Raw genomic sequence first — 26513 nt, forward strand, 5'->3', positions numbered from 1 at the left:
GCCGCGGCGGCTAGGCCAGGCTGGCGATGACCTTGTTGAGGGTGGCGGAAGGACGCATCACGGCGGAGGCCTTGGCGTCATCCGGGCGGTAGTATCCTCCGATGTCTACTGGCGAGCCCTGGACTTCAGCCAGCTCGCCAACGATCGTTTCCTCGTTGGAAGAAAGCTCGTTGGCGACCGAGCTGAACGCGGCGGCAAGGTCGGCGTCGGACGTCTGCTTGGCCAGCTCCTCAGCCCAGTAACGGGCCAGGAAGTAGTGGCTGCCGCGGTTGTCCAACTCGCCGGCGCGGCGGCTGGGCGACTTGTTCTCGAGCAGGAACGTGCCGGTGGCGCGGTCCAGGGTGTCTGCGAGGACCTGGGCGCGGGCGTTGCCGGTGGTGGTGGCCAGGTGCTCGAAGCTGACGGCAAGGGCCAGGAACTCACCCAGGCTGTCCCAGCGAAGGTGGTTTTCCTTGAGCAGCTGCTGGACGTGCTTGGGGGCGGAACCGCCGGCGCCGGTCTCGAAGAGGCCGCCACCGTTCATGAGCGGCACAACCGAGAGCATCTTGGCGCTGGTGCCCAGTTCCAGGATGGGGAACAGGTCCGTGAGGTAGTCGCGGAGCACGTTGCCGGTGACGGAGATGGTGTCCTCGCCCTTGCGGATCCGCTCCAGGGTGAAGGCGATGGCCTTGACCGGGGACATGATCCGGATGTCCAGGCCCTCGGTGTCGTGGTCCTTCAGGTATTCGTTGACCTTGGCGATGAGGTTGGCGTCGTGGGCACGCTCCTCATCCAGCCAGAACACGGCGGGGGTCTGCGAGGCGCGGGCGCGGGTGACAGCCAGCTTGACCCAGTCGCGGATGGGGGCGTCCTTGGTCTGGCAGGCGCGCCAGATGTCACCGGGGACGACGTCGTGTTCGATCAGGACGTTGCCGTTGCCGTCAACGATCTGCACCGTACCGGCTTCCTGGATTTCGAACGTCTTGTCATGGCTGCCGTATTCTTCGGCGGCCTGGGCCATCAGGCCAACGTTCGGGACGGTGCCCATGGTGGTGGGGTCGTAGGCGCCGTTGGCGCGGCAGTCATCGATGACCACCTGGTAGATGCCGGCGTAGGAGCTGTCCGGCAGGACGGCCAGGGTGTCGGCTTCCTTGCCGTCGGGGCCCCACATGTGGCCGGAGGTGCGGATCATGGCCGGCATGGAGGCGTCGACAATGATGTCGGAGGGCACGTTGAGGCTGGTGATGCCCTTGTCGGAGTCCACCATGGCCAGCGCGGGGCCATCTTCCAGGCCCTTCTTGATCAGGTTCTGGACGCCGTCGCGGACATCCGCCGGCAGGTCCTCGAGGCTGCTCAGGATGGCGGCGAGGCCGTTGTTGGGGCTGATACCGGCGGCGGAAAGCTGCTTGCCGTAGGTCTCGAAAAGTTCGGAGAAGTAGGCCTTCACCACGTGGCCGAAGATGATGGGGTCCGAGACCTTCATCATGGTGGCCTTCAGGTGCGCGGAGAACAGCACGCCCTCTTCCTTGGCACGGGCCACCTGGGCCTTGAGGAACTCGTCAAGGGCGGCGGCGCGCATCACGGTGCCGTCGATGACCTCGCCGGCCAGGACGGGGAAGGCCTTCTTCAGGACCTTGACCGAGCCGTCCTCACGGACCAGCTGGATGGCGATGGTGCCGTCGGCCTCGATGACCACGGACTTCTCGTTGGAGCGGAAGTCGTCCTGGCCCATGGTGGCCACGTTGGTCTTGGAGTCTGCGGTCCAGGCGCCCATGGAGTGCGGGTTCTGCCGGGCGTAGTTCTTGACGGACAGCGGTGCACGGCGGTCCGAGTTGCCTTCGCGCAGGACGGGGTTCACGGCGGAGCCCTTGATCTTGTCATAGCGGGAGCGGATGGCGGTCTCTTCGTCCGAGGTGGGGTTGTCCGGGTAATCCGGCAGTGCATAGCCCTGGCCCTGCAGCTCGGCGATGGCCGCCTTCAGCTGCGGGATGGAGGCGCTGATGTTGGGCAGCTTGATGATGTTGGCTTCCGGCGTCTTCGCCAGCTCACCAAGTTCAGCAAGGGCGTCACCGATCTGCTGTTCCGGGGTGAGGTAGTCACCGAACACGGCAATGATGCGGCCGGCGAGCGAGATGTCGCGGGTCTCCACCTCCACACCTGCAGTCGAAGCGAAGGCCTCGATGATGGGCAGGAACGAATAGGTAGCCAGCATCGGCGCTTCGTCGGTGTGGGTGTAGATAATCTTGGACATGCGCGGGCGTCTCCCTGAAGGTCGGCTTGGTTGTGAAATCTTTGTCTATTTCACCAAGTACAACTTACCCGAGGACGCCGGTTTGAACCTTAACGGGCCTCCCGGATTACCCCGGTGAGAGCAGCATTACAGCGATGGAGAACGCCCGACGACGGCACGCTTCCGGGTGCACCGCCGCCGTTGCCACAGGTGGGGCGGTACCGGGCGGCCGCCCGGCTCGTGCCGCCTGATGATTGGTCACGAGTGTGTACAAACGCCGCGCGCGGCGATAAGTTCGCTAAGTCACTCCCGATCCCGGGCCCAACCCCGTTCAGACAGGACAACAATGACACGTACCAGGTCCCTGGCATCCGGCTTCCTGACCTTCTCCGCAGCCGCGGTGCTGGCACTTACGTCCGCCGGCGGGGCTTCCGCCACCCCCGCACCGTCCGACGGTACGTCGAATCCCTCGGTTGCCAGCATCTCAGTCGACGCCGGCGGAGCAGCTGACTACTGGACCCCCGAACGGATGCAAAGCGCCCTTCCAGGTGACACCCTTGCAGGGAAGGCGCTCGAGCGCGGCAACCGCTCCAGCCTCGCCGTGGTGGAGAAGGGCAAGCCCTCCACCACCAAGGGAACCAAGGGAAAGCCCACCATCGCCAAGAGTGAAAACCCCGTCGCCCACATCGGCAAGGTCTTCTTCACCATGGGCACAACCAACTACGTGTGCTCGGGCAACGCCGTCTCCTCCGCGAACGGCAGCACTGTGGCAACGGCCGGACACTGCGTTAACGAAAGTGGCGCCTACGCCACCAACTTCGTCTTCGTGCCCGCCTACGACAACGGCGCAGCCCCCTACGGCAAGTGGACCGCCAAGGCCCTCTACGCCCCCACCCAGTGGGTTTCAACCGGGGACATGACCTATGACACCGGCTTCGCGGTCATGAACCCCTTGAACGGCCAGAAGCTGACAGACGTCGTTGGCGGCTCGGGCACTGCCTTTAACCAGGCCCGCGGCCTGACCTACACGGCCTACGGCTACCCGCAGGCCTCACCGTTCGACGGCACGTCCCTGTGGAGCTGCACCGGCACGGCCAGCAACGATCCCAACAACCCGCAGTTCGGCACCCAGGGCATTCCGTGCGACATGACCGGCGGTTCCTCGGGCGGTCCGTGGTTCATCGGCATCGGATCCGACGGGCTGCAGAACTCGATCAACAGTTACGGCTACAACGGCTCCGCCGTCATGTACGGCCCTTACTGGGGCTCGGTTATCGAGGCCACGTACACCAATGCAGCGAAATCCTAAAGAACCCGCACCGGACCAGGACCCCGTCAGCCATGTCGACCTTGAACAGTCCAGCGAGGAAGTCCTCGAATACTGGACCGAGGAGCGGATGGCTGAAGCCCGGCCCCGGGAGGTAAAACTTCCGGAACCCGGCCCCGGCCCGGCGGCCCGGCACTAACCGCACAACAGACGACGGCGCCCGTCCCCTTCTCAGGGGACGGGCGCCGTCGTCGGTTCAATCCGCCATCGATTGCTCCGTACCCGTGGGGAGCAATCGATGCAGCCGATCAGTGGAAGAAGTGCCGGGCTCCGGTGAAGTACATGGTGATGCCGGCCGCGTTGGCTGCCGCGATGACTTCCTCGTCGCGGACCGAGCCACCGGGCTGGACTACGGCGCGGACACCGGCGTCGATCAGGATCTGCAGGCCATCGGCGAACGGGAAGAACGCGTCCGAAGCCGCCACGGCACCGCGGGCGCGCTCAGGTGCGCCGCTCGCGTCCGCATTCGAGGCGCCGCCGGCGCCGTCGACGTCGGAGGCAACCTCCACGCCCAGCGTGTTGGCCCGCTCAACGGCCAAGCGACAGGAATCGAGCCGGTTCACCTGGCCCATGCCGATGCCCACGGCTGCGCCGTTGTCGGCAATCAGGATGGCGTTCGACTTCGCGGCCCGGCACGCGGTCCAGGCGAAGGCGAGGTCTGCGAGGGTCTTCTCATCCGCGGCCTCACCGGCGGCGAGGGTCCAGTTGGCGGGGTTGTCGCCGTCGGCGTCCACCTTGTCGCTGACCTGGACCAGCATGCCACCGGATACCTGGCGGAACTCCGTCGGATACCGGCCGTAGCCTTCGGGGAGGGCAAGCAGGCGGATGTTCTTCTTTTTGGACAGGATCTCCACGGCCTCGGGTTCAAAGCCGGGGGCGATGACGACCTCGGTGAAGATGTCCTTGACGGTTTTGGCCATGCCGGCGGTGACGGTGCGGTTGGCCGCGATGACGCCGCCGAATGCGGAGACGGGGTCGCAGGCGTGGGCCTTGGCGTGTGCGTCGGCGATGGGGTCGGCGGCGTCCGCGGAGCCGACGGCAACACCGCAGGGGTTGGCGTGCTTAATGATGGCGACGGCGGGTTCGCTGAAGTCGTAGGCGGCGCGCAGGGCGGCGTCGGCATCCACGAAGTTGTTGTAACTCATGGCTTTGCCGTGCAGCTGGTCCGCCTGGGCGATGCCCACCGGCGCAGCCTTGTCCACGTAGAGTGCCGCCTGCTGGTGCGGGTTCTCGCCGTAGCGCAGGACCTCCGAGCGTTCCAGGGAGAGGCCCGCGTAGGCAGGCCAGTCGATGACGCCGTCGCCGTCTTCATCCAGGAACTGGCTGGCGGTCCAGGTGGCCACTGCGTTGTCGTACGCGGCGGTGTGGGCGAACGCCTTGGCAGCGAGGCGGCGGCGGGTCTTCAGGTCGAAGCCGCCGGCGGCAGCGGCCTCAACCACCTGACCGTAGAAGGTCGGGTCCACCACAATGGCGACGGCGGCATGGTTCTTCGCGGCAGAGCGGACCATGGCGGGGCCCCCGATGTCGATCTGCTCAACGACATCGTCCTGCGCGGCACCGGACTTCACCGTCTCCACGAACGGGTAGAGGTTCACCACCACCAGGTCGAAAGCCTCAATGTCCATGCTTTCGAGCGTCTCCATGTGGGCGGGGACGCGGCGGTCGGCCAGGATGCCGCCGTGGACGCGGGGGTGCAGCGTCTTGACGCGTCCATCCAGCATTTCCGGGGAACCGGTGACTTCCTCAACCTCTTGCACGGGGATGCCGGCGGCGGCGATCTTCTTGGCCGTGGAACCGGTGGAGACGAGCTTCACGCCGGCTGCGTGCAGGCCCGTAGCGAGTTCCTCCAGACCGGTTTTGTCGTACACCGAGATGAGGGCCCGGCGGATGGGTACACGGTCAATGGATACGCGCTCATGCTGCGTGAAGCTCACAAATGTCTCCGTCTTATCTCGCGGAACAGGGCCGCGGTTGGTGGGGATACGGCCAGTTTATCGCGAAGGCAGCGGTTACCCCCTGTGTGCTCCGGAGTGTGAACGTCCGCGGGCCCGGATAGAGTCTTCAGCAGGAGGCGGCGATGAATACTTACACCACTGTGCCCAGCGGCGAACAGGTGGTCCAGGAACTGCCCTGGCGATGGAAAGTCCAGGGCAGGATATTCCTGATCGGGGGCCTCGGCTTCATGTTCGACGCCTGGGACGTGACCCTTAATGGCATCCTCATCCCGCTGCTGTCCACGCATTGGGCCCTGACACCGGGCGAGGCCGCATGGGTGGGTACGGCGAACCTGATCGGGATGGCCCTCGGGGCGTTCGCCTGGGGCACCATTGCGGACACCGTGGGCCGCAAAAAGGCGTTCACGGCCACGCTGCTCCTGTTTTCCATCTTCACCGTACTTGGCGCTTTCTCACCCGACTTCATGTGGTTCTGCATCTTCAGGTTCCTGGCTGGTTTCGGACTGGGCGGCTGCATTCCGGTGGACTACGCCCTGGTGGGTGAGTTCACGCCGCGGAAGCAGCGCGGCAAGGTCCTGACGGCCATGGACGGCTGGTGGCCCATTGGCGCGGCCCTGGCCGGGTTCGTCTCGGCCGGCCTGGTGGCCCTGAACGGTGACTGGCGACTGACCATGCTGGTGATGGTGCTCCCGGCCCTGCTGGTGTTCTGGGTCCGGCGGAGCGTCCCCGAGTCCCCCTTGTTCCTGATCCGAAAGGGCCGGCGGGAAGAAGCGGCCAGGATTATTGACGGGCTGGTGGTGGCCACAGGCGCCGAATCCCGGGCCTACAGCCTGCCCGATGCCAAGGATGCCCCGAGGCTTTCGGCCGGCAGCGCCTGGACCCAGCTGCGCTCTGTCTGGCAGTTCAACTGGAAAATCACCACCGCCGCCTGGGCCCTGTTCTTCAGCATCCTGCTGGTCTATTACCTGTCCCTGACCTGGATGCCCAGGATCCTGATCGGCGCCGGATTCGCCGAGTACAAGGCGTTCGTCACCACGGCGTCCATGGCCGCCGTCGGCTTCCTCGGCGTGGTGGCGGCAGCCCTGCTCGTGGAACGTGTGGGGCGCAAGTGGATCCTGGCCATCACCGGACCGCTGTCCGCCCTGACCCTGGTGATCGTGGCGTTCGTGGTGGACATTCCCACGGCCGCGGTGTTCTGGCTGCTGGTCTTCGGGTTCGTGGTGCAGGTGGCCATCCCGGTGCTCTATGCGTACGTCTCCGAGCTCTACCCCACGGAACTGCGGGGCAGCGGCTTTGGCTGGGCATCAACGTTTTCCCGCCTGGGCGCCGGCTTTGGGCCGCTGATCTTCGCCAACTACTTTTGGCCGGAACTGGGCCTCGCCACGTCCTTTGCGCTGGCGGGTGCCCTGGTGCTGCTGTCGGTGCTGTGGATGGCTTTCTTCTCCCCGGAAACCCGCCAGCGCCGCCTCCAGTAGGGTTGACCGCTACGCGTACGAGGGGTCTGCGGCGAGGGCGGCCAGGGTGGACACCAGCAGCCGGCGCTCCACGACCTTGATGCGCTCGTGCAGCGTCTCCTCGGTGTCCGAGTCCTCGATGGTCACGGCCTCCTGGGCAATGATGGGCCCGGTGTCAACGCCGGCGTCGGCCCAGTGCACGGTGCAGCCGGTCACCTTCACGCCGTAGGCCATGGCATCCCGTACGCCGTGGGCCCCGGGAAAGGCCGGCAGCAGGGCGGGGTGGGTGTTCAGGTACCTGCCCTTGAATGCGTCAATGAACTCGGGGCTGACGATCCGCATGAAGCCGGAGGACACCACCACGTCTGGCTTGAAGGCGGCCACGGCCTCGGTCAGGGCGGCGTTCCAGTCCGCACGGTCCCGGTACGACCTGAAGTCCACCACAAACGTGGGGATGCCTGCCGCGGCGGAACGTTCGACGCCGAAGGTCCCCTCCCTGTCGGCCCCCACCGCGGCGATTTCCACGTCGAGTTCCCCCGCCTTGACGGCGTCGATGACTGCTTGGAGATTGGACCCGGTGCCGGAGACGAGGACGACGATACGCATTGGTCCAGCTTAGGTGCACGCTCGCGTACGCTGGAAAACATGAACAGCCAACCGGGCCGGGGCGTCCAGCAACAGGCCAAACCCCCGCTCAGCGAGGCAGCAAAGGCCTCCCGCACCAAGACCTTTGCCCTGTTCCGGATGTTCCTGGTTTCGGTCCTCGGCGCTCTGTTCGTCTACCAGTTGGACGTCAGCTACCTGTGGTTGTCAACTGTCCTCACGGCAGCCGGCCTGGCCCTGGGGATCTCCCTGCTGGTCAGGGCTATCCGGTTGAAGGAATCAAAACTGGTCCTGGTTGGCACCATCTCGGGCCTGGTGATGGCCGTGGTCATGGTGCCGCTGCTCGTGACCGCCATGGTCTTCTTCAACCAGGTGCGCGACTACCAAGGATGCATGGGACGGGCGCTGACGGACCGGGCGACTAATGCGTGCGTGACGCAGTTCCAAAATTTCTTACCCACCAAAGTGGGTTAGCGCGCCGGCGAAGCGACTAGCTGACGAGTTCGGCGTCCCGTTCCGCGGCCCCGCTTTCCTCACGTTCCAGCCACGGCCCGGCCGCGTAGCCAATGACGACGCCGATGCCGACCTCGGCCGCCACCCACAGGCCGGTCCAGAGCGGGTCGGGTCCGATATCCGTTAGTCGGCCGAGTCCCGCGGACCCCCTCGCCACCCAGGAAAGGCACATCGTCAACACCCCGGCGGCCAGCCCGGTGAGTGCCCCGAGCACCAGGGTGGAAACGGTGGCGGTGAACCAGCGTGCATGGATCTTGATGGCGAGCCATTCGTCGAAGTGGTTCTCCCCCTCCCGAAGGAACCACCACCCGGCCACGACGCCGGCCAGCACCGGTACGAGCAACGCCACGAACGCGTAGTCCATGGGGCCGGACGGGATGGCCGCCAGGACCGGAACGGATGGCATGGGCCCCACCGCGGTGCCCAGCGGCCCCGCCTGGGACCCCACGCCCATGGCGAAACCGGCGCCTGAGGTCCAGGCGAGGGCGAAAACCACCAGGTTCGGCAGGAAGCCGAGCTGCGCGATGGTGAGGGCGGCGCCTCCTACCGGACCGGCGTCGAGCGCCTCATAGACAGAAACCACGAGGTTCCAGTGGATGAACAGGTCCACGGCCAGCAGCACTGCGGCCAAGGTAAGGGCCGACACCACGGCCACGAAGCCGGCCTTCGCGGCAGAGCCAAAGTATGAGCCCGCCCAGCGGGAGTGCTGGCTGGTGCGCGAAATCCAGTCCACCGCGTCGACGCCGATGAGCCGGCTCCAGGAGCCTGCTTCCCTGCGGGCGCCGATCACCATGCCGAGTCCGTAGGGAATGAGCGGCACCAGCATGGCATACCAGAGATTGATGACGACGTCGGTGCTGCGGCACACGAAACCGGTGGCTGCACCGAAGGCGGCGTAAACCAGCCATGAGCCCAGAAGGGCCTGCCATAGCTGGTCGGTGTAGGAGGCCCGGGCCAGGCGGCGGCCGGCGCGCCAGGCCAGCAGGAAGGGGATCAGGGTCAGGCCGAGGGGAATCAGGTTCAGGATGTCCGAGCCGGCATGAGCTGCCGGGGCCGGCCCCGCTCCCGTGAGTTCCAGTGGCACGCCATGGACCAGGAGCCAGGACTGGCCGGCCAAACGGGCCAATACCTCGAACTGCCCGTTCTGGAAACCCGCAGTGGCCCAGACGGCGACAATGGGGGCTATCACCACCAGCGCGGAAATGACGGCCGCCTGTGCTGTTTCAAGGGCGCCCTGCAGCCACAACGGCATGGGGAGGCCACGGTTTCCGGTCTGATCAGCACGCAGTTTCATCGTCTTCCATGGTGTCACGCCGGGTGCCTCCTGCCCGCGAACGACAGGCTCCGCGGCGGCACTGGGTGAACAATCAAGTGGGGATGCGACCGGCGCTTTTCCAAGGGCCTCGCCGTAAAATTGGTATCTAAACCAACACCCGCCCACCCGGGCGCAGTGCGATGTGTTTCGGCGCCGGACATTTGCCGCGCCGGCCAATGACCCGGATCCGTAAACCGGGAAACAGGAGCCGCGAATGAGAGATGAACCGTAAGTTCTGACGATATTCGTCCTACTGGCTGGTGCACCCACGGCATACAGCGTGGTTGCACCAGCGCTTAGCGGTGCGGCGCCGGGAACCCCCAAGGTTCCCGGCGCCGTTCACTGCCAAAGGGGCCAGGTCAGTGGCCGTACTTCCGAAGCCGGGGTGCGGTGTCGCGTTCGGAGCTGATTCCGGCGGTGGGGGTGCCGGCGTTCAGGTCGGCGTCGCCCTGCAGGTCCACGTCTCCGGCGTCGGAGTCCATGCCGGTCCGGGCTTCCGAATACGTCCGTGCGCCGCGGTCGTAGTACGTGTACAGCCGGTCCTCTTCTTCAGGGGTGAGGTGGCCGCCAGCGTCCACCCGGGGAGCGTCCTTCACGTGCTCCTTGGTGAACGGGACCACCAGGTCCTCTCCCTCGCTGCGGGCCCCTTCGACCGGGACGAAGGTCTCGGACGTGCCAAAGAGGCCGGTCTTGACGGTGACCCAAGTGGGCTCGCCCGTGTCGTCGTCAGCGTACAGCTGGCCGATCGAGCCGATCTTCGCACCATCGGTACCCACGACGTTGCCGCCCTTGGCCAGCAGGCTTTCGAGGTTTTCCCTGTTGAGCATGACGTCTCCTTGGTTGTGTCTTTGTACCGGGTTTGCCAGCCCGGAGCCCGGGCACCGGGTCACCCCGGTGTCCGGCCCCTGCCCCGGCTGCTTGAGGCTAGTGCTGGCTACCCGTTTAACGTAAGCATGCTTAGCATCAAATGCCAAGCTTACTTAGTAGTTTTCCTGGTTGAGGGGGCAGCTGTTCACCCAACCTTTCCCTGCGGGTCATGCCCCCTCCCCCGCCATTTCAAGGCGGCCACCCACGGTTGAAGGGTGAGGATCGCAATCGTTGCCGAATCATTTTTGCCGCTGATGAATGGCGTCACCCATTCAATCCTGCGGGTCCTGGACCACCTCCAGGACCGGGGCGACGACGTCCTGGTCATCGCCCCGTCCGCCCATGACGGACAGGCGCCGGGACGGGTCAAGGGCGCTGCGGTCCACCGGCTTCCCGCGGTTCCGCTGGCGGGATACACGAACGTGCGGGTGGCACTGGGAGGTGTGTACCGGGTCAAGCGAATCCTTGCCGAGTACGCCCCTGACGTGGTGCACCTTGCCTCGCCGTTCGTGCTGGGCTGGCGGGCCGCCCAGGCTGCCCATCAGCTCGGCATCCCGTCGGTGGCCATCTACCAGACCGAGGTTCCCAGTTACGCCGCCCGGTACGGAGTGCCGTTCCTGGAGAACTGGGCCTGGAACCGGGTCGAGAACATCCACCTGCTGGCCACCCGCACCCTGGTGCCGTCCACGTTCGCGCTGAACCAGTTGCGCGGGCGGGGGATCCCCCGGGTGCGGATGTGGCGGCGCGGGGTGGACACCGCGCGGTTCTCGCCGGGAAAGCGCGACGACGGGTGGCGGGCTTCGGTTGCCCCCGGCGGCGAGCGGATCATCGGCTACGTCGGCCGGCTCGCGGTGGAAAAGCAGGTGGAAGACCTTGCCGCGCTGGCCGGGCTCCCCAACTCGAAGCTGGTGGTGGTGGGCGACGGGCCGCAGCGGGCCGCACTGGAAGCCGCGCTCCCCGGTGCAGCCTTCACGGGATTCCTGGGCGGTGATGAGTTGGCACGCGCCGTGGCGTCGTTCGACTTGTTCGTCCATCCGGGCGAGTTCGAAACCTTCTGCCAAACCATCCAGGAGGCCATGGCATCGGGCGTGCCGGTGGTGGCCACGGGCCGGGGCGGCCCCCTGGATCTGGTCGAGAATTCACGGACGGGTTGGCTGTACGAGCCGGGCGACTTGTCCGCCATGCGTGCCCGTGTGCAGGACCTGATGGGCGACGATGCCAAGCGCCGCGCGTTCGCCGCCGCGGCACACGCCTCCGTGCAGGACCGAACCTGGCCCGCCCTCTGCACCGAACTGGTGCAGCACTACGCCGACGTCATCGCGGACGTCCAGATGGCAACGGCGGTCAACAGCAAGGGAGCAACCCTGTGAAAATCTCCGTGATCGGCTGCGGTTACCTCGGAGCAGTCCACGCTGCAACGCTGGCTTCCATGGGCCATACCGTGATTGGCATCGACGTCGATCCCCGCAAGGTGGCGCAGCTGTCCAGCGGCGCGGCACCGTTCCACGAGCCCGGACTCGATGAGCTCCTCCGGGACGGCCTCGCCACCGGCCGGCTGCGCTTCTCCACCGACCCCGCCGGGGCCAAGGCAGCGCAGGTGCACTTCCTGTGCGTGGGGACGCCGCAAGAGAAGACGTCCGACGCCGCCGACCTCACCTTCCTCGTCTCCGCTTCGGAAGCCTTGCTGCCGCACCTGGCCGCGGGCGCCGTCGTCGTTGGCAAATCAACCGTGCCCGTGGGCACCGTGGACATGCTCCGCGGTGTGCTGGCGCCGCGGCCTGACGTACTGGTGGGTTGGAATCCCGAGTTCCTGCGGCAGGGAACCGCCGTCAAGGATTCCCTGGTGCCGGACCGGCTGGTGTACGGCGTGGAAGGGGGCCGGGCCGCCGCCTTCAACCGCGACACCGGCGCGCCGCTGGGCGTGACGGCGGCACTGGACGCCGTCTACGAACCGCTGCTACGCGCCGGAATCCCCCGGCTGGTCTGCAACTTTGCCACGGCGGAACTCATCAAGTCGGCCGCGAACGCATACCTTGCCACCAAGGTCAGCTTCATCAATGCCGTCGCCGAATTGTGCGACGCCGCGGGAGCCGATGTCAGCGAACTCGGCGAAGCGATGGGGCTGGATCCGAGGATCGGCAGCCGCTACCTGCACGCGGGCCTGGGCTTCGGCGGAGGCTGCCTTCCCAAGGACATCCGCAGTTTCCGGACCCAGGCCGCGGCGCTGGGCGTCCCTGCCGTGGAGGACTGGATGGGCCTGGTCGACTCGGTGAACCTGGACCAACGGGCGCGCACGGTGGGCCTGGCAGCGGCTATGTGCGGAGGCTCGCTGGCAGGGCGTTCCATCACTGTGCTCGGAGCCTCCTTCAAGCCGGACACGGATGACATCCGCGACTCCCCCGCCCTGGACGTGGCGGACCGGCTGGCCGCCGCCGGCGCGCACGTTACCGTGACGGACCCCAAGGCGGTGAACCACGCGTGGCGCCGCTACCCCGGGCTCCGGTTCGAGGTGTCCACCAGGCGGGCACTCCAGGACGCAGAGCTGGTGCTGCTGCTGACCGAATGGGACGAGTACCGGCAGCTTTGCCCTGCCGCCACCGGCAGGCTGGTCCGACGCCGGGCGGTCCTGGACGCGCGGAACGTGCTGGACGCCGCGGCATGGCAGGCAGACGGCTGGACCGTGCGGGGGCTTGGAACGTCCGCCGCGGTCATGGCCGCAGCTGCGGCCGGCTGAGGTTCAGCCCAGGAGCCCCAGATCGGCGAACGCCAATGCGACACCTGCCCCTGCCGGTCCGGCGGTGGTCCTGTCGGCCACGGCGAGGACTGCCGGGTGGCCGCCTTCGACGGCAATGCCCACCCCGGCGTATTCGAGCATTTCAATATCGTTGGCACTGTCACCGATGGCAACAATGTCCGCCCGGTGGAGGCCAAGCCGGGCCTCCACCACCTGGATGCCCACCGCTTTGTGCGTGCCCGCCATGAAGATCTCCCCCGCGCGGTCTCCCAGCGCCGAAAGCGAACTGGGGATCAGCCCGACGCCGGGACCGAGCTTATCCATCAGCCGCCTCAGCGGGACCGTCGAATCGAAGACCGAGATCTTGGCATAGGAGGTGCTGCGGAGGTCGTCGCTGTACTGCATCGGACCCAGGATGTCCTCCAGCGGATCAACGGCGGTGCTGAGGACTCCATCGTGCCGGGGGCGGCCGGCGAAGATGGGCCCCAGGACCTCCCTCAGCCGCTGGTCCACGCCGGTGCGGCCGTGCAGGGCCTCGGGTGCTTCCAGGATGTAGGCGGCCCCGTGGGCATCGAGGGTTTCCACGATGAGCGCCCCCAGGTCCGGCTCAAAGCGCTGGTCCCGAAGGACCTCACCGTCGACTTCCACCCTGGCGCCGGCCCCGGTGATGGTCCCGTCGAAGCCGGCGTCCAGGATGTGGCCGGGCACCATGGACAGCGGGCGCCCGGTGCAGACGAACACCAGATGGCCCAGCCCGCGGGCGGTCCGGACCGCGTCCACGTGGGCATCCGGGGCCAGGCCGTGGTCCGCATACGTACCGTCGATATCGAGGAACACGGCACGCGGCCTGGCGGACTGGCTTGGCATGCCTGGGCTCCTTGGTCAATTGCGGGACATCCAAATCCTATCCCCGGCCCCTGGTTCACCAGGGTGGACTACGGTGGCCTGCTCCGCCTTAAGTGACAGCCATCCTGTGATATTCAAAGCCTTGCACAACAAATAAGCCTGCTGATTGAATAAGGGAACCGGAAATGGGGGCCCGGCACAACTTACTGACAAGGAGTGACAACATGGGCATTCTCGGATTTCTCATTTTGGGCCTGATCGCCGGCGCTATTGCCAAGGCCATCCTTCCGGGCCGCCAAGGCGGCGGCTGGGTGGTAACCATGGTTCTCGGAGTTGTGGGGGCCATCCTGGGCGGCTGGATCGGATCGCTTATTTTCGGCGGCGGACTGGCCGAATTCTTCGACCTTCGGACATGGCTGCTGGCGATCCTCGGCTCGATCATCGTGCTGCTGGTCTACGGAGCAATCACCAACCGCAGCGGCCGCAGGGCATAGCCGCACCACCGTCTTTACCATCAGTAAAAAGGCGCCGGACTCCGCGCAGGAGACCGGCGCCTTTTCACATTCCCGAAGAACGCATCCGCAAAAGGGAAACCCGCCCAACAGCTTTGCCGGTGAGCCGCCCAATTTGGGGATCTGCCCTTTATGATGGCCAAGGGGTGGTGTTATGACCGGTATTTCGGGCCGTGGCAATGATGTGGCATTACAAATTTTTGGCGCGGCCATGAATGCCAGTCCGGACGCCCTCCTGGCACTGGACGCCGACGGCATGGTTCTCTGCGCCAACGCCGCTGCGGCCCGGCTCTTTGGGTTGCCCCAGGACGCGTTTGCCGGCCTGGACCACCGGCCCCTGATCGCCGAAGGATTCCGCGGTGAGGTGGCGAACCTGTTCCGGCAGCTCCTGGCCCACCCTGACCAACCGCAGCCGCCGCGTGAGATCGCGGGCCTCCGCAGCGATGGATCCGAGTTCCCCCTGGAGGTTGCCGCTGCGGTCCTCCCCGCCGGGCCGCTGTCCGATCCCGCCCTCATTCCTGCCGGGGACACCGGCCCTGCCGGAGCACGCCTCCTGCTCTCCGCCCGGGGCACAGCACACCGCCAAGCCACCAACGAAAGCCTTCGCGAAGCCATGTCACTGCTCACGGCCACCCTGGAATCCACGGCGGACGGAATCCTGGTGATGGGCGTTGATGGCAGTGTGGCCGGATTCAACGAGCAGTTCCTCACCATGTGGGGCATCCCGCCCGCCTTGTTGGAAGCGGACAGCGAGGAGCCTGCGGTCCGAGTGGTGATGGCCCAGGTGGCCGACCCTGTTTCCTTCACGGCCCGGCTGAACGAAGTCCAGAAGGACCCGTCTGCCGAAAGCCACGACGTCGTCGAGTTGCTCGACGGGCGGACCTTTGAACGGTACTCACGCCCGCAACGGGTGGGTGAGAAGATCGTAGGCCGGGTGTGGAGTTTCCGGGATGCGACGCCCCGGCGGAAGGCACAGGAACAGGTGCACCAGGCGTTGAAGGACCTCGCGGAACAGGCCGAGAAGCTACGGGCCATGGCTTTCCAGGACCCGCTGACCGGGCTCGCCAACCGGGCGGTGTTCAACGAGGCCTTGGCCAACTCGCTGGCGGAGCCACGGCTGAAGACGGTCGACGTCCTGCTCCTTGACCTGGACGACTTCAAGGAGGTCAATGACATCCTTGGCCACCAGGCCGGCGACGACATGCTGGTGGAGGTGGCGCGCCGGCTCCGCGGCTGTACACCTACGGCGGACGTGGTGGCACGCCTTGGCGGCGACGAATTCGTGGTGCTCCTGACGGCCTGCCCCGACCCCGACGAGATCGCGGCGTGCATTGTGCGGTGCCTGCATGTGCCGGTGACCATCGGTGGCACCGTCCTGCGTCCGAGCCTGAGCCTGGGGCTTGCCTCCCTGGGGCAGGACAGCGTGGGTCCCTCCGAACTGCTCAGGCACGCGGACATCGCCATGTACGCGGCCAAGGCTGCGGGCAAGAACCGTTTCCTGCGCTTCCACCCGGACATGATGCAGGCGCTGGTGCAGCGGACGCACATGGAAAGCGGCCTGCAATTGGCGGTTCCGCGCGGCGAGATCACGGTCGATTTCCAACCGATCGTTTCGCACCGCATGGGGCAGGTAGTCCAGCTGGAGGCGCTGGCCCGGTGGGACCGCGGCGGTGAACGGGTGCCGCCGTCGATCTTCATTCCGCTCGCCGAGCGCACCGGCCTGATCAATGAGATCGGAGCAGAGGTGATGGCCAGCGGCATGGTGCAGCTGGCGCGCTGGCTGAGCGAGGATCCGTCCCGGTCGCTCGCCGTGAACGTTTCCGGCGTCCAACTGCAGGAGCGGGACTTTGCCGAGACGGTCCTCAAGCTCGCGGAAGCCAGCGGGGTGGCCCCCTACCAGCTTGTCCTGGAAGTCACCGAAAGTGTCTTCTTCGACGCGGACGGCGACCTGATCGACCAGCTGGGAACCCTGCGCGCCGCCGGCGCCCGGGTGGCGCTGGACGACTTCGGCACTGGGTATTCCTCGCTTGGCCGGTTGCAGGACCTGCCCGTGGACACGGTCAAGATCGACAAAACCTTTGTCTCAATGGTGCGGACCGGAAACGAGCGGCTGCCGATCCTCAGCTCCATGATCAACATGGCCCACAGCCTGGGCCTGACCGTCACCGCGGAAGGGATCGAGACGGCGGCGCAAGCAGACTATCTGACCGCCCTGGACTGCGACTCCCTTCAGGGCTACCTGTTCTCACTGCCGGAGCCGGGCGACCGGCTGATACCGGCCCTGCATCACGCCGAAGAGGCGCTGAATGCTTTGAAAGGACGTTAGGGCGGGAAGGCCTAGGCCGCTTCCCGGCCGGATTGCCGCGGCTTCTTCGCGGGCAGAGGAGGGCGTGAGGCTTGCGCCGCAGCGGGAGAAGGCGTCACGGCATCTGCCTCGGCTGGGCCCGCAGGCACGGCGGAGGGCGCAGTAGTGGATTCCGACGGTGCCTCACCGCTGAAGATCTCCGCCTCGAATTCAGTGCGGGCTTCAGGAGCGGCGGCGCGGTTGCGGCGCCAGCGGCGGACCAGGTCGATGCCGGCCACCAGTCCGGCGACGGGGCTGAGGACTGCAGCGGAGTAGACGAACAGCAGCCAGGTCAGGGTGGTCAGCGGCGGCTGGTTGTTGTTCAGCAGCGACAGCCCGCCGAGCAATCCCACCACCCAGAAGAGCAGCACGGCCGCCAGCACGGATCCGGCAGGAAAATACTGGTTGGTCACGATTTTCTTCAGGGTTTCCATGCACTTCCTCCTGCCTGGCCCGGGGACGGCAAAGGCCGTTCAAGACAAGTATGGGGCCCGGCCCGTGCGAAACTGCGCAAGACGCCACGGCGAGTGACCAAACTAACCCGGCCGCCCGGCGTCGTACGGATTTCCGGGCCGAAGAAGCCCCGCAGAACCCTTCCGCCCGGCGCCTCCGGACACATAGCGTAGGGCTGACCACTCGATCAATGGAGGACCCATGCGCAAAGTCACTGCCGGCCTGTTCCACTCAGTTGACGGGGTGGTGTCAGAACCATTCAAGTTCCAGTTCGACAGCTTCGATGAGGAACTCGGCCACGGGCTGACCCGGATGATGAACACCGTGGACACAGTGGTGCTGGGCCGTGTCAGCTACCAGGAGTGGGCGGGCTACTGGCCCAACGCCTCCGCCGACCAGGACTTTGCCGCCTTCATCAACCCCGTGGAGAAGTACGTGGCGTCGCGGACACTGGCGGGGCCGCTGGAGTGGGAGAACTCCCGGCTGATGGATGCACCGCTCGAGGACTTCGTGGCGGCCCTGAAGGAGCGCGAAGGCGGGGAGATCGCCGTGTGCGGCAGCATCTCCGTGGTGCGGCAGCTGCTGTTTGCCGGGCTGCTGGATTCGCTTCAACTGATGACCCACCCGGTCATTGCGGGCACCGGCCGCCGCCTGTTTAAGGACGGCGACCCGTTGACCCGCCTGGAGCTGCAGGAGCAGTCCCGGACCAGTAAGGGGAACGTGCTCAGCACGTACGGAGTCCGCGCCGGCTAGGTCATGCCGCCAGCCGTGCCCCGAACAGCTCCTCCGCGAGCCGGGGCAGGTGTTCCGGCACGTCCGCTTCGGTTCCGTGTTCGCCGCGGCCGAGGAAGACGGCGGTGCCGCGGATCCCGTCCAGGTCCAGGCCGCATTCGTGCATGAGCTGGCCTGCACGGAAATTCACCGGCAGCAGCATGGCCACGCTTTCGGCGTTCAGGTACACGTGCCAGTCGCCGCGGATCACGGATTCAAGGGGCCCGTCCACCAGGGATTCCAGGGCCTGCGGCTCCGCTCCCACCTGCTCCATGCGGATGGGCTCGGCGTTGTTGGCCGGTACAACGAGTGCTTGGTACGTTCTGCTGTCCATGATTGGTCTCTCCACAGGGTTTAACATGCGGGGAGGGTGTGGTGTTCCCGGGCCGGGCGCGGGCGAGTGGACCGTGCCCAGCCGACTACAAAGCGGCGACGGCGGCGATGTCACCCGGAGTGGTCCGGCAACAACCCCCGATGATCCGGGCACCCCCTTCGCGCCAGGCAGGGACTCCGCCGGCGAGGTCCTGTGGTGCCCCGTCCGGCGTCCCGCCGATTGCGGGCACACCCCACGTCTTGGTCTCCGCGTGGTACGTTTCGCCGGAATTCGGGTAAGCCAGCAGGGGCTTGTCCGTGTACTGCCGCAAGGCTGCAAGTGCCGGAGCCACCAGGTGCAGGGGCACGCAATTGACCCCGACTGCGGCAACGTGAGGGTGCATATCGAGAAGCCAGGCCACGTCCGCCAGGGGTGTGCCGTCGCTGATACTGGCGCCGTCGCGCAGCGTAAAGGAAAACCAGGACTCGACGCCGGCTTCCGCAGTGAGCGCCAGCAAGGCCTCCGCCTCGGCGAAGGAGGGCAGCGTTTCGCAGGCCAGGAGGTCGACGCCGGACTGAACCAGGGCATTGATGCGGGGCCCGTGGAAAGCACGGAATTCCGCGGGGTTGAGGACGTAATCGCCGCGGTACTCAGACCCATCTGCGAGGTAGGCGCCGTACGGACCGACCGATCCAGCGATGAGCAGGGGACCGGCGTCAGGGTGGTCCGCCAGGTGCTCCCGCCGGGCCTCCTCCGCGAGCCGGACCGACAAACCAACAAGGTCCAAGGCCTCCTGCCGGCCGATCCCCCGGGCAGCAAATCCTTGCGGCGTGGCCTGGTAGCTGGCGGTGGTTGCGATGTTCGCCCCGGCGGCGAAGTAGTCCCGGTGCACGTCCCTGATGAGTTCGGGTTGCTCCAGGAGGACCTTGGCGGACCACAGCGGATCGTTCAAGTCGCAGCCGCGCGCTTCAAGTTCGGTGGCGAGGGCGCCATCGGAGACTAGGGTCCTGCCTCCAAGCGAGGTGGCAAGGGAAAGACGGTGGGGCATCGCAACTCCGGTCGATTTGTGCGGTTTTACTCATTATAGACAAGTTTCCATGCTTGTAATGAATATCACTCTGTGTCACCATGACTGCATTGATGACCACCCCAGAGGAGAATTTCGTGAGTGTGCACCTGAACAGCGTCCGTAAGCTGCGGGTCCATTGGCCCATCAGCGCAGAAACCTTCAGCCGCATCGCAGCCGGAAACGCTGACGCGGTCCAGCAGGATCCAGGGCTGGCAAAACTCCTGAAGGCCGTTGAACAGTTTCCCGACCTTGGTGATTTCGGAAACTACAAGCACGTCTTCGAATCCGGAATCGGGTTCGAGGGATTCTCCTGCGGCGAGGGGGCGACGCCCACCCTCGGCCGGGTAGGCGAGCAAACGCTTTCGCCCACGTTCGTCTTCACCACCTATTTTGATTCCGCCTTGGACGATTCCGTCCTGGAGCGTGCCATGCAGGAACTTGTGGCCATCCACCCGTGGGAACTGCCCGTCATCGAGGTGACCGGCCCACTCAGCGTTGCCGGAAGACTGCACCGCAATACTCCTTCAAAGGCGGCATCATGACCCTCACCACCACCGCCGCTTGGCCGGCACTGCAGTCCGCACTGGCAGGCAGGACGTTTACGGACCTCACCCACGCCTTCCACCCGGGCCAGCCGCGTTTCGCCGCTTTTCCGGACGAAAGCCGGGAAGCGCTTTTCGATCTTGAAAAAGGCGACGGATTCACGGCCCACCGGTATTCGATCGTGGGGCAATGGGGAACGCATGTGGACCCCCCGTCCCACTTCATCCGCGGGGGCCGCACCCTCGACCGGATTCCGGTCCAGGACATGATCCTGCCCCTTGTGGTGCTGGACATCACCCGGCGCGTCGAGGAAGATCCTGACGCCACCCCTGCCTTGGAGGATGTGCGGGCGTGGGAGGACCGGAACGGAACCATACCCGCAGAATCCTTCGTCGCCCTGAGGACCGGCTGGAGCCGGCGGTGGCCGGACGGGGAGGCCATGGCCAACAGGGATGCAGACGGCGTGAGCCATACACCGGGCTGGTCCCGGGAGGTCCTTTCCTTCCTGATCGAGGAACGTTCGGTCTCGGCTGTCGGGCACGAGCAGACGGATACGGACCCGGGGTTGGCCACGTCCCGGGGAGACTTCGGCCTGGAAACCTATATCCTCGCCCAGGACCGCTGGCAGATAGAGCTGCTGGCGGACCTGGCCGGGCTCCCGGAGTCCGGGGCCGTGGTGGTGGCCAGCTGGGCAAAGCCACGCGAAGGCAGCGGCTTTCCCGCCCGCGTCTTCGCCATCTCCTGACCGCCACAAAGGGGCATCTAGACTCGGACCATGGTGACGACAACAAGCATGGGGCGGGGAATCATGGCAGTCCTGGCCGCCGGGGAGCGCCACGCGCGCGGCCTCCCCGGCGGCACGGTGGCCGAGATCGCCGCAGACCTCGGCAAGGACCGCAGCCAGGTCTCCAGGAGCCTGCGGACAGCGGAGCAGGAGGGTTTCCTGCAGCGGACGCCACAGCGCACTTTTGCCTTGGACTGGAGTGTCTTGACGGACGCCCATCTGCTGACCCGCCGTCGGCTGCATTCGGACGGGGCGGCCGCGCTGGACCACCTTGCGGGCCAGACCGACGAGGGGTGTTTCCTGGGGGTTCTCAGCGGCAACAGCACTGTGACTGTGGGGGAAAGCATCCCCGAGAGCAGCAGAATGGTGGGGTCCTGGCTGGGCCGGCCGTACCCTGCCTACTGCAGTGACGCCGGGCAGGCGCTCTTTTGGGAAACCTCCGATGACGCAGTCCGTACGATCTTCGCGGGCGTAACTTTCCAACAGCACGGCCCCAACACTCCGGCCAACGTTGAGGAATTCCTGGAGCGCCTAAGGGTGGCACGCCTGCGCGGTTATTCAGTCGTCGACGAGGAAGCCGAACCGGGTCTCTACTCCCTGGCCGTGCCCGTGAGGGATTTCAGGGGTGGAGTCGTGGCCGCGCTCCAGGTGGTTGGGCTGAAAAGCCGCATCGAACCCAGGCAAGCCGAACATGCAAAGGCGCTCCGAAGCGAAGGTGAATGGCTTGAAGCCATGCTCGGAGGGCATTCGCCGAACGACCATCCGTAGCCCCTGCGGACGGCATTACCGGGGCACGGGGAGACGGCCGGATCCGAGCCTGTCTGCGGCCCCGGCGAGGATATCCGCCACTTCCCCGGCCCGGCCGTCAACATCGGCACGGCCACCCAGCACACTGAGCGACGCCAGGATGCCGCCCTCCGGATCGCGGATGGGTACGGCCACTTCAGTGATGCCGTGCTCGAACTCTTCGGCCGCTACGACGTAACCCTTGGGCTTGTCCCTGGCCATCAGCTCCCAGGCCTCCGCGCTGGAATGCGGGGCTCCGGGGCCTCCGACCCCTACGAAGTTCACGTCGGCAAGCAACGCCTCAAAACCTCGCCGCCTATGGTCCCACAGCAGGGCCCGCCCCGCTCCCGTGCACCAGACGGGGGTGACCATGCCGGGCTGGACGAAGCTGCCGGCCTGCGAATCGTTGCTGGACGCCAGCAGCAGGATGGCCCGGTAACCGTCACGGACGGATACCCTGGCACGCAGCCCCGTGGAGGCCACCAGGGTCTCGAGTTCCGCTCCCGCGTCCCGTACCCAACCGGTGTTAAGTGTGGCGGCAAGGCTGAAGAAGCCGCTTCCCACCCGGAACGGGCCCCGCTCGCGCCGCTCCAGCAGGCCAAGGTCGCAGAGCTCCTGAGTCAGGCGGGAGACGCGGCTCTGGTCCATATCCAGTTCGGCGGCCAGTTGCGAGACGCCCAAGAGCTGCTTGCCGGCCTTTTCCCGGTCAACCACCAGGCGCACGATCCGCAGCCCCTGCGCCAGGGATGACGCCTCAGGGGAGTTATCCACGCTTACTGCTCCTTCCGACCGGCAACCACCCTATCCTCACACGGGCTTGGCTTTCACAGCCCCAAAGCGCACCGGGCCCCGCCCAACAGGCGGGGCCCGGTGCTGGTGGTTCAGCTGTCCTCATCAGGCCCCAATACGACCTTTTGCGCTAGTCCGCCCTGGCGGCCCGGGACTTCCGTCCGTACCTGAAGTGGAAATAGCCGTAGCAGGCGGCCACGAAAGGAACACCAAAGTACAGGGCCGCGACTTGGGCCGGGTCCAAAGCGATGCCGACGAGGGAAAGTACGCAGAGGGAAAACGCCAGGACCGGTACCACCGGGAAGAGCGGGGCACGGTATGGCAACGTGGAAACGTCGCCGCCGTTCCGGACGAAAGACCGTCGATGGAAGAAATGCGAGGCTGTGATGGACATCCACACCCCCACCACGGCGAAGCCCGCAACCGAGACGAGCGCCAGGTAGACCGACTCCGGGGCGACCACGCTGCTGATGAGTGAGGCCAGGCCGCCGAGCATGCTCACCGAGAGTGCGATCATGGGAATGCCGCGCCCCGTCAACCGCTTCAGTGCCTGCGGTGCGTGGCCTTCGTCGGCGAGGGAATAGAGCATCCTGGCGCATGAGAACAAGCCGCTGTTGCCGGCAGACAACAGCGCCGTAATGATGACGAAGTTCATCAGGTCTGCGGCGAACGGGACACCGGTCGCCGTGAACACGGTAACGAAGGGGCTCTCGTCGAGCCCAACTTCCTGGTACGGAATGGTGGCCGCAATGACAGCGATGGCACCCACGAAGAACACCAGGAGGCGGATAACCGTACTCCGCATCGCCTTGGGGATGCTGGTGGCGGGGTCCTTCGTCTCGCCCGCCGCCACACCAATCAGCTCGGAGCCGGAGAAGGCGTAAAAGACTGCGAGCGCGGTCACGAGGACGCCGGTAAACCCGTTGGGAAACAGCCCGCCGTCGGTGTTGAAATTCTCGAACAGGAAAGGATGGGCGCCGGATGCGCTCAGCGGATGGAAGCCCAGAAGGGCCGCCCCGCCAAGGACGATGAGCGCAATGATGGCCCCTACCTTGATGATGGCGAACCAGAATTCCGACTCACCGAAGAACTTGGACGACACCGCGTTGAGTCCGAACAGCGTAGCGGCGAACACGAGGCACCAAACCCACACGTCAACGCCGGGGAACCACCGCTGCATCAGCAAGCCCGAGGCGGTGAACTCGGATCCGATGGCAACGGCCCAGCACAACCAGTAGAGCCAGGCTGTGGCGAATCCGGTGGCGGGACCGATGGACCGCGCAGCATAGATATGGAAAGCGCCGGACACCGGGTACGCAATGGCGAGCTCACCCAGGCAGGCCATTACCAAATAGACCACGAAAGCGCCCACGAGGTAGGCAAGCACAGCGCCCAGGGGGCCGGCCTGGGAAATGGTGTATCCCGAGCTGAGGAACAGGCCGGAACCGATCACGCCGCCCATGGCGATCATGACCAGGTGCCGGGGTCCCATGGAGCGGCGCAGGCCCGACTCTGTGGCCGGCGGTGCACCCGGCTCCGGCTTGAGGGTTAGGGGGGTCGAAGATTCCAAGAGATGCCTCCAGTGGGGAACGGTAGGAAGGAAGGACGGCCGCGGTCGGATGGCCCGTCCGAGAGGAGCTGTTAGCGCGTCGACAGTGACGAAAGTAACACGAAAAGGAAGTTTTAGTCATCAAAATCATATGAAATTGCGAATGTTGCACGCATCCGCAATTACGCCGGATGTCGATGTGGTTCTCCAATGGTCGATATGGCCGCCCGATAGTGCGTTTGGACATGTCCCGACGGACAGCGGCCCGGGCCACGATGGGAACACCAAACCACCACATCAAAGGAGCACCATGACCACCTACGACATCGCATTGATCGGGTTCGGCGGCGTCAACCGAACGCTGGCCGAACTGATCGCAAACCGGGGCGATGACCTCAACCGTGAATTGGGCTTCGGCCTGCGGGTTGTGGCCATCACGGACCTTCGGCTCGGTTCCCTGGTCCGGGACGGCGGAATCGACATGGACATGGCCCTGCGGATAAACCCGGCGGAGGAGACCTTCGCAGCGCACGGAGGATCCGCGGACCCGGACAACGAGCGCGTCATCAGGACGTGTTCCGCCGACATCATTTGCGAGGCGACCTTCACCAACCCCGCAACCGGGGAGCCGGCCGCTTCGCATGTGCGGTGGGCCCTCGAATCGGGGAAGAGTGTCTGCACCACCAACAAGGGCCCTGTCGCCCTGCACGGTGCCGAACTCACCGGACTTGCACAGCGGAACGGGTTGCATTTCGAATTCGAAGGCGCGGTCATGAGCGGGACCCCCGTCATCCGCTTCGCCAAACAACTGTTTCCCGGTCTGGCCCTTAACGGGTTCGAGGGCATCCTCAACGGCACCAGCAACTATGTCCTGGGCCGGATGGAAGAAGGCCTCGGGTTCGAGGAGTCGGTCCGGGAAGCCCAGGAGCGCGGGTATGCCGAGGCGGATCCCACGGCCGACATCGACGGCTATGACGTCCAGCTCAAGGTCCTGATCCTGGCCAACGAACTGCTCGGCGCGGACCTTCGGCTGGCGGACGTTGAGCGCCAAGGTATCTCGTCCCTGACCCCGGAGGACCTCAGCAACGCAAGGAACGAGGGCCGCCGCTGGAAACTCGTGGGCTCAGCACGGAGGAACCCGGACGGAACCGTCAGCGCCTCGGTATCCCCCGCGGCCCTCCCCCTGGACCACGGCCTCGCGGGAGTGTCCGGCGCAAATAACGCCGTCTCGTTCAATACCAACCTCCTCGGTCCAGTGACCGTTTCAGGGCCAGGAGCCGGACGGGTGGAGACTGCGTTCGCCCTCCTGTCGGACATCATCGCCATGCACGGTGCACGGAACCAGGTGGCTGCAGATGCGTGAATCGGTGATTGCACCCCTTGGCGCCGAATCAGCCGTCTTCCGCGACGTTGTGAGCCCCTACGATGGCCGGGTGGTGGGGACAGTCGCCATGGCCCAACCGGAATCCGTGGACGCGATCGTCGCGTCGGCCCAGGCCGGAGCGAGGCAGGCGCGGGCGATGTCCCGCCATGCCCGGGGAAGAATCCTGGACAGCGCCGCCTCGAAGATCGAGGAACGGCGCACGCAATTTGCCCGCACCATCACAGCCGAAAGCGGAAAAACCATCCGCCAGGCACGCAAGGAGGTGTTGCGCGCAGTCAACACCCTGCGCCTCTCCGCGGCTGAGGCCCGCCGCAACGCCGGCGAGACCATACCTTTCGATTCCTACGAGGGCTCGGAGGACCGCACGGGTTGGTTCTCCCGCGAACCCCTGGGGATCATCGCGGCCATAACGCCCTACAACGATCCCCTGAACCTGGTAGTGCACAAAGTAGGGCCCGCCATCGCGGGAGGAAACGCCGTCATCCTCAAGCCATCCGCCCTGACGCCTTTGTGCGCGGAACTGCTGGCGGAGGTCCTTTCCGAAGCCGGCCTGCCGCCCGGGGTGCTTACGGTGGTCCACGGGGACAGGGGCGTTGCGGAGGCGATCGTGGCAAACCGCGGGATCCGCATGGTGTCCTTCACCGGCGGTTTTTCCACCGGCGAAGCCATCGCCAGGACCGCAGGCCTGAAGAAGCTCTCCATGGATCTTGGTGGGAATGCCCCGGTGATCATCATGGATGACGCGGACATTGACGCTGCCGTGGAGGCCTGCGTCTCGGGCGCTTTTTGGGCGGCAGGCCAGAACTGCGTGGGTGTGCAGCGCATCCTTGTCGCCGAATCCCGCTACCAGGATTTCCGCCGCGACTTCCTGCACGCGACGGCGCACCTCGTATCCGGTGACCCGGACGACGAAGCAACCGACATGGGGCCGATGATCACTGGCGCAGCCGTGGACCAGCTCACGGCAAAGATAGGAACGGCCGTCGCCGCCGGGGCTGCCGTCCTCGCGGGAAACACCAGGATTGGCAACGTCTTCCAGCCCACGGTCCTGGAGAAAGTCAGCCCGTCCAGCCGGCTGTGGATGGAGGAGGTTTTCGGGCCGGTGGCCATGCTCCAGCCGTTTTCAACCCTTGACGAGGCGCTGGAGATGGCCAACGCCGTGGACTTCAGCCTCCACGCCGGAATCTTCACGCGGTCGCTGGAAACAGCGCTGCAGGCGGCGTCCCGCCTCGAGGCGGGCGGCGTCATGGTCAACGACTCGTCCGACTACCGCTTCGACGGCATGCCGTTCGGGGGATCCAAGTACGGCAGCATGGGCCGGGAAGGCGTGCGTTTCGCCTACGAGGAGATGACCCAGCCCAAGGTTGTCTGCATCAAGCGCCCATGACGGAGT

Annotated in this window: 25 protein-coding genes; 14 read left to right on the top strand and 11 right to left on the bottom strand. The window is 66.0% G+C overall.

The window, feature by feature from the left end:
• Positions 1 to 10 precede the first annotated feature (10 nt).
• A complete protein-coding gene (locus DC347_RS15125; RefSeq protein ID WP_109863502.1) occupies positions 11 to 2230 on the bottom strand; it encodes an NADP-dependent isocitrate dehydrogenase in 2220 nt (739 codons plus the stop codon).
• A 325-nt stretch (positions 2231 to 2555) separates the two neighbouring features.
• Between DC347_RS15125 and DC347_RS15130 the strand changes: the two genes are divergently transcribed.
• Both DC347_RS15130 and DC347_RS21695 read left to right on the top strand, forming a co-directional pair.
• Positions 2556 to 3518 carry a serine protease gene (locus DC347_RS15130; protein ID WP_018761962.1) on the top strand — a complete coding sequence of 321 codons (963 nt, stop codon included), beginning with the start codon at positions 2556 to 2558 and terminating at the stop codon, positions 3516 to 3518.
• Positions 3502 to 3675 carry a hypothetical protein gene (locus DC347_RS21695; RefSeq protein WP_018761963.1) on the top strand — a complete coding sequence of 58 codons (174 nt, stop codon included), beginning with the start codon at positions 3502 to 3504 and terminating at the stop codon, positions 3673 to 3675. Before DC347_RS15130 ends, DC347_RS21695 begins: the two co-directional genes overlap by 17 nt.
• A gap of 109 nt (positions 3676 to 3784) precedes the next feature.
• On the opposite strand, the gene purH is transcribed toward DC347_RS21695, so the two are convergent.
• Positions 3785 to 5470 (bottom strand): bifunctional phosphoribosylaminoimidazolecarboxamide formyltransferase/IMP cyclohydrolase, encoded by a 1686-nt coding sequence (gene purH, locus DC347_RS15135; RefSeq protein WP_109863503.1) that lies wholly within the window; start codon positions 5468 to 5470, stop codon positions 3785 to 3787.
• Between the two features lie 143 nt (positions 5471 to 5613).
• Between purH and DC347_RS15140 the strand changes: the two genes are divergently transcribed.
• Positions 5614 to 6966: an MFS transporter gene (locus DC347_RS15140; protein ID WP_018761965.1), complete on the top strand. Its 1353-nt coding sequence runs from the start codon at positions 5614 to 5616 to the stop codon at positions 6964 to 6966.
• A gap of 9 nt (positions 6967 to 6975) precedes the next feature.
• Here DC347_RS15140 and purN read toward each other — a convergent pair whose 3' ends face one another.
• A complete protein-coding gene (purN, locus tag DC347_RS15145; protein WP_018761966.1) occupies positions 6976 to 7551 on the bottom strand; it encodes a phosphoribosylglycinamide formyltransferase in 576 nt (191 codons plus the stop codon).
• Between the two features lie 39 nt (positions 7552 to 7590).
• Between purN and DC347_RS15150 the strand changes: the two genes are divergently transcribed.
• Positions 7591 to 8022 carry a hypothetical protein gene (locus DC347_RS15150; protein WP_018761967.1) on the top strand — a complete coding sequence of 144 codons (432 nt, stop codon included), beginning with the start codon at positions 7591 to 7593 and terminating at the stop codon, positions 8020 to 8022.
• Between the two features lie 16 nt (positions 8023 to 8038).
• Here DC347_RS15150 and DC347_RS15155 read toward each other — a convergent pair whose 3' ends face one another.
• Together DC347_RS15155 and DC347_RS15160 are read right to left on the bottom strand one after the other, a co-directional pair.
• Complete coding sequence (locus DC347_RS15155) at positions 8039 to 9355, bottom strand: DUF6350 family protein (protein WP_018761968.1); 1317 nt, start codon at positions 9353 to 9355, stop codon at positions 8039 to 8041.
• Positions 9356 to 9735: 380 nt separating this feature from the next.
• Positions 9736 to 10203 (bottom strand): PRC-barrel domain-containing protein, encoded by a 468-nt coding sequence (locus DC347_RS15160; protein ID WP_109863504.1) that lies wholly within the window; start codon positions 10201 to 10203, stop codon positions 9736 to 9738.
• A 255-nt stretch (positions 10204 to 10458) separates the two neighbouring features.
• Here DC347_RS15160 and DC347_RS15165 point away from each other — a divergent pair, with 255 nt between their 5' ends.
• Entirely contained in the window at positions 10459 to 11613 is a 1155-nt protein-coding gene (locus tag DC347_RS15165; protein WP_026264643.1) for a glycosyltransferase family 1 protein, read from the top strand.
• On the top strand, positions 11610 to 12977 hold the full coding sequence (locus tag DC347_RS15170) for a UDP-glucose/GDP-mannose dehydrogenase family protein (RefSeq protein WP_018761971.1): 1368 nt from the start codon (positions 11610 to 11612) through the stop codon (positions 12975 to 12977). The genes DC347_RS15165 and DC347_RS15170 overlap by 4 nt, the downstream gene beginning before the upstream one ends.
• 3 nt (positions 12978 to 12980) lie before the next feature.
• On the opposite strand, the gene DC347_RS15175 is transcribed toward DC347_RS15170, so the two are convergent.
• Positions 12981 to 13844: an HAD hydrolase family protein gene (locus DC347_RS15175; RefSeq protein ID WP_109863505.1), complete on the bottom strand. Its 864-nt coding sequence runs from the start codon at positions 13842 to 13844 to the stop codon at positions 12981 to 12983.
• A 203-nt stretch (positions 13845 to 14047) separates the two neighbouring features.
• Here DC347_RS15175 and DC347_RS15180 point away from each other — a divergent pair, with 203 nt between their 5' ends.
• The gene (locus DC347_RS15180; RefSeq protein WP_018761973.1) at positions 14048 to 14317 is read left to right on the top strand and encodes a GlsB/YeaQ/YmgE family stress response membrane protein; all 270 of its coding nucleotides are present in this window, start codon (positions 14048 to 14050) and stop codon (positions 14315 to 14317) included.
• Between the two features lie 172 nt (positions 14318 to 14489).
• Positions 14490 to 16661, top strand: a complete 2172-nt coding sequence (locus DC347_RS15185; RefSeq protein WP_231369869.1) for a bifunctional diguanylate cyclase/phosphodiesterase — start codon at positions 14490 to 14492, stop codon at positions 16659 to 16661.
• Between the two features lie 11 nt (positions 16662 to 16672).
• Here DC347_RS15185 and DC347_RS15190 read toward each other — a convergent pair whose 3' ends face one another.
• Positions 16673 to 17113 carry a hypothetical protein gene (locus DC347_RS15190; RefSeq protein ID WP_109863506.1) on the bottom strand — a complete coding sequence of 147 codons (441 nt, stop codon included), beginning with the start codon at positions 17111 to 17113 and terminating at the stop codon, positions 16673 to 16675.
• A 220-nt stretch (positions 17114 to 17333) separates the two neighbouring features.
• On the opposite strand from DC347_RS15190, the gene DC347_RS15195 reads away from it, so the two are divergent.
• Entirely contained in the window at positions 17334 to 17885 is a 552-nt protein-coding gene (locus DC347_RS15195) for a dihydrofolate reductase family protein (RefSeq protein WP_109863507.1), read from the top strand.
• Position 17886: 1 nt separating this feature from the next.
• On the opposite strand, the gene DC347_RS15200 is transcribed toward DC347_RS15195, so the two are convergent.
• Together DC347_RS15200 and mmuM are read right to left on the bottom strand one after the other, a co-directional pair.
• Entirely contained in the window at positions 17887 to 18237 is a 351-nt protein-coding gene (locus DC347_RS15200) for a hypothetical protein (RefSeq protein ID WP_109863508.1), read from the bottom strand.
• An 85-nt stretch (positions 18238 to 18322) separates the two neighbouring features.
• The gene (gene mmuM, locus DC347_RS15205) at positions 18323 to 19264 is read right to left on the bottom strand and encodes a homocysteine S-methyltransferase (RefSeq protein WP_109863509.1); all 942 of its coding nucleotides are present in this window, start codon (positions 19262 to 19264) and stop codon (positions 18323 to 18325) included.
• Between the two features lie 92 nt (positions 19265 to 19356).
• On the opposite strand from mmuM, the gene DC347_RS15210 reads away from it, so the two are divergent.
• From DC347_RS15210 to DC347_RS15220, 3 genes are read left to right on the top strand one after another with little or no spacing between them, the layout of a single operon-like run.
• The gene (locus DC347_RS15210) at positions 19357 to 19827 is read left to right on the top strand and encodes a hypothetical protein (protein ID WP_018761979.1); all 471 of its coding nucleotides are present in this window, start codon (positions 19357 to 19359) and stop codon (positions 19825 to 19827) included.
• Positions 19824 to 20573: a cyclase family protein gene (locus DC347_RS15215; RefSeq protein WP_109863510.1), complete on the top strand. Its 750-nt coding sequence runs from the start codon at positions 19824 to 19826 to the stop codon at positions 20571 to 20573. The genes DC347_RS15210 and DC347_RS15215 overlap by 4 nt, the downstream gene beginning before the upstream one ends.
• Positions 20574 to 20603: 30 nt before the next feature.
• Positions 20604 to 21380 (top strand): IclR family transcriptional regulator, encoded by a 777-nt coding sequence (locus DC347_RS15220; RefSeq protein WP_165838046.1) that lies wholly within the window; start codon positions 20604 to 20606, stop codon positions 21378 to 21380.
• A gap of 15 nt (positions 21381 to 21395) precedes the next feature.
• Here the strand turns inward: DC347_RS15220 and DC347_RS15225 are convergent, their stop codons facing one another.
• Both DC347_RS15225 and DC347_RS15230 read right to left on the bottom strand, forming a co-directional pair.
• Positions 21396 to 22169, bottom strand: coding sequence for an IclR family transcriptional regulator (locus DC347_RS15225; RefSeq protein WP_018761982.1), 774 nt, complete (start codon positions 22167 to 22169; stop codon positions 21396 to 21398).
• Positions 22170 to 22317: 148 nt separating this feature from the next.
• The gene (locus tag DC347_RS15230; RefSeq protein ID WP_109863511.1) at positions 22318 to 23757 is read right to left on the bottom strand and encodes an amino acid permease; all 1440 of its coding nucleotides are present in this window, start codon (positions 23755 to 23757) and stop codon (positions 22318 to 22320) included.
• 289 nt (positions 23758 to 24046) lie between these two features.
• Between DC347_RS15230 and DC347_RS15235 the strand changes: the two genes are divergently transcribed.
• Together DC347_RS15235 and DC347_RS15240 are read left to right on the top strand one after the other, a co-directional pair.
• On the top strand, positions 24047 to 25099 hold the full coding sequence (locus DC347_RS15235) for a homoserine dehydrogenase (RefSeq protein WP_018761984.1): 1053 nt from the start codon (positions 24047 to 24049) through the stop codon (positions 25097 to 25099).
• Positions 25092 to 26507, top strand: coding sequence for an aldehyde dehydrogenase family protein (locus DC347_RS15240; RefSeq protein ID WP_018761985.1), 1416 nt, complete (start codon positions 25092 to 25094; stop codon positions 26505 to 26507). Before DC347_RS15235 ends, DC347_RS15240 begins: the two co-directional genes overlap by 8 nt.
• The last annotated feature ends 6 nt before the right edge of the window (positions 26508 to 26513 follow it).

Origin of the sequence: Pseudarthrobacter sp. AG30 (assembly GCF_003116525.1) — a bacterium.
Taxonomy (GTDB): domain Bacteria; phylum Actinomycetota; class Actinomycetes; order Actinomycetales; family Micrococcaceae; genus Arthrobacter.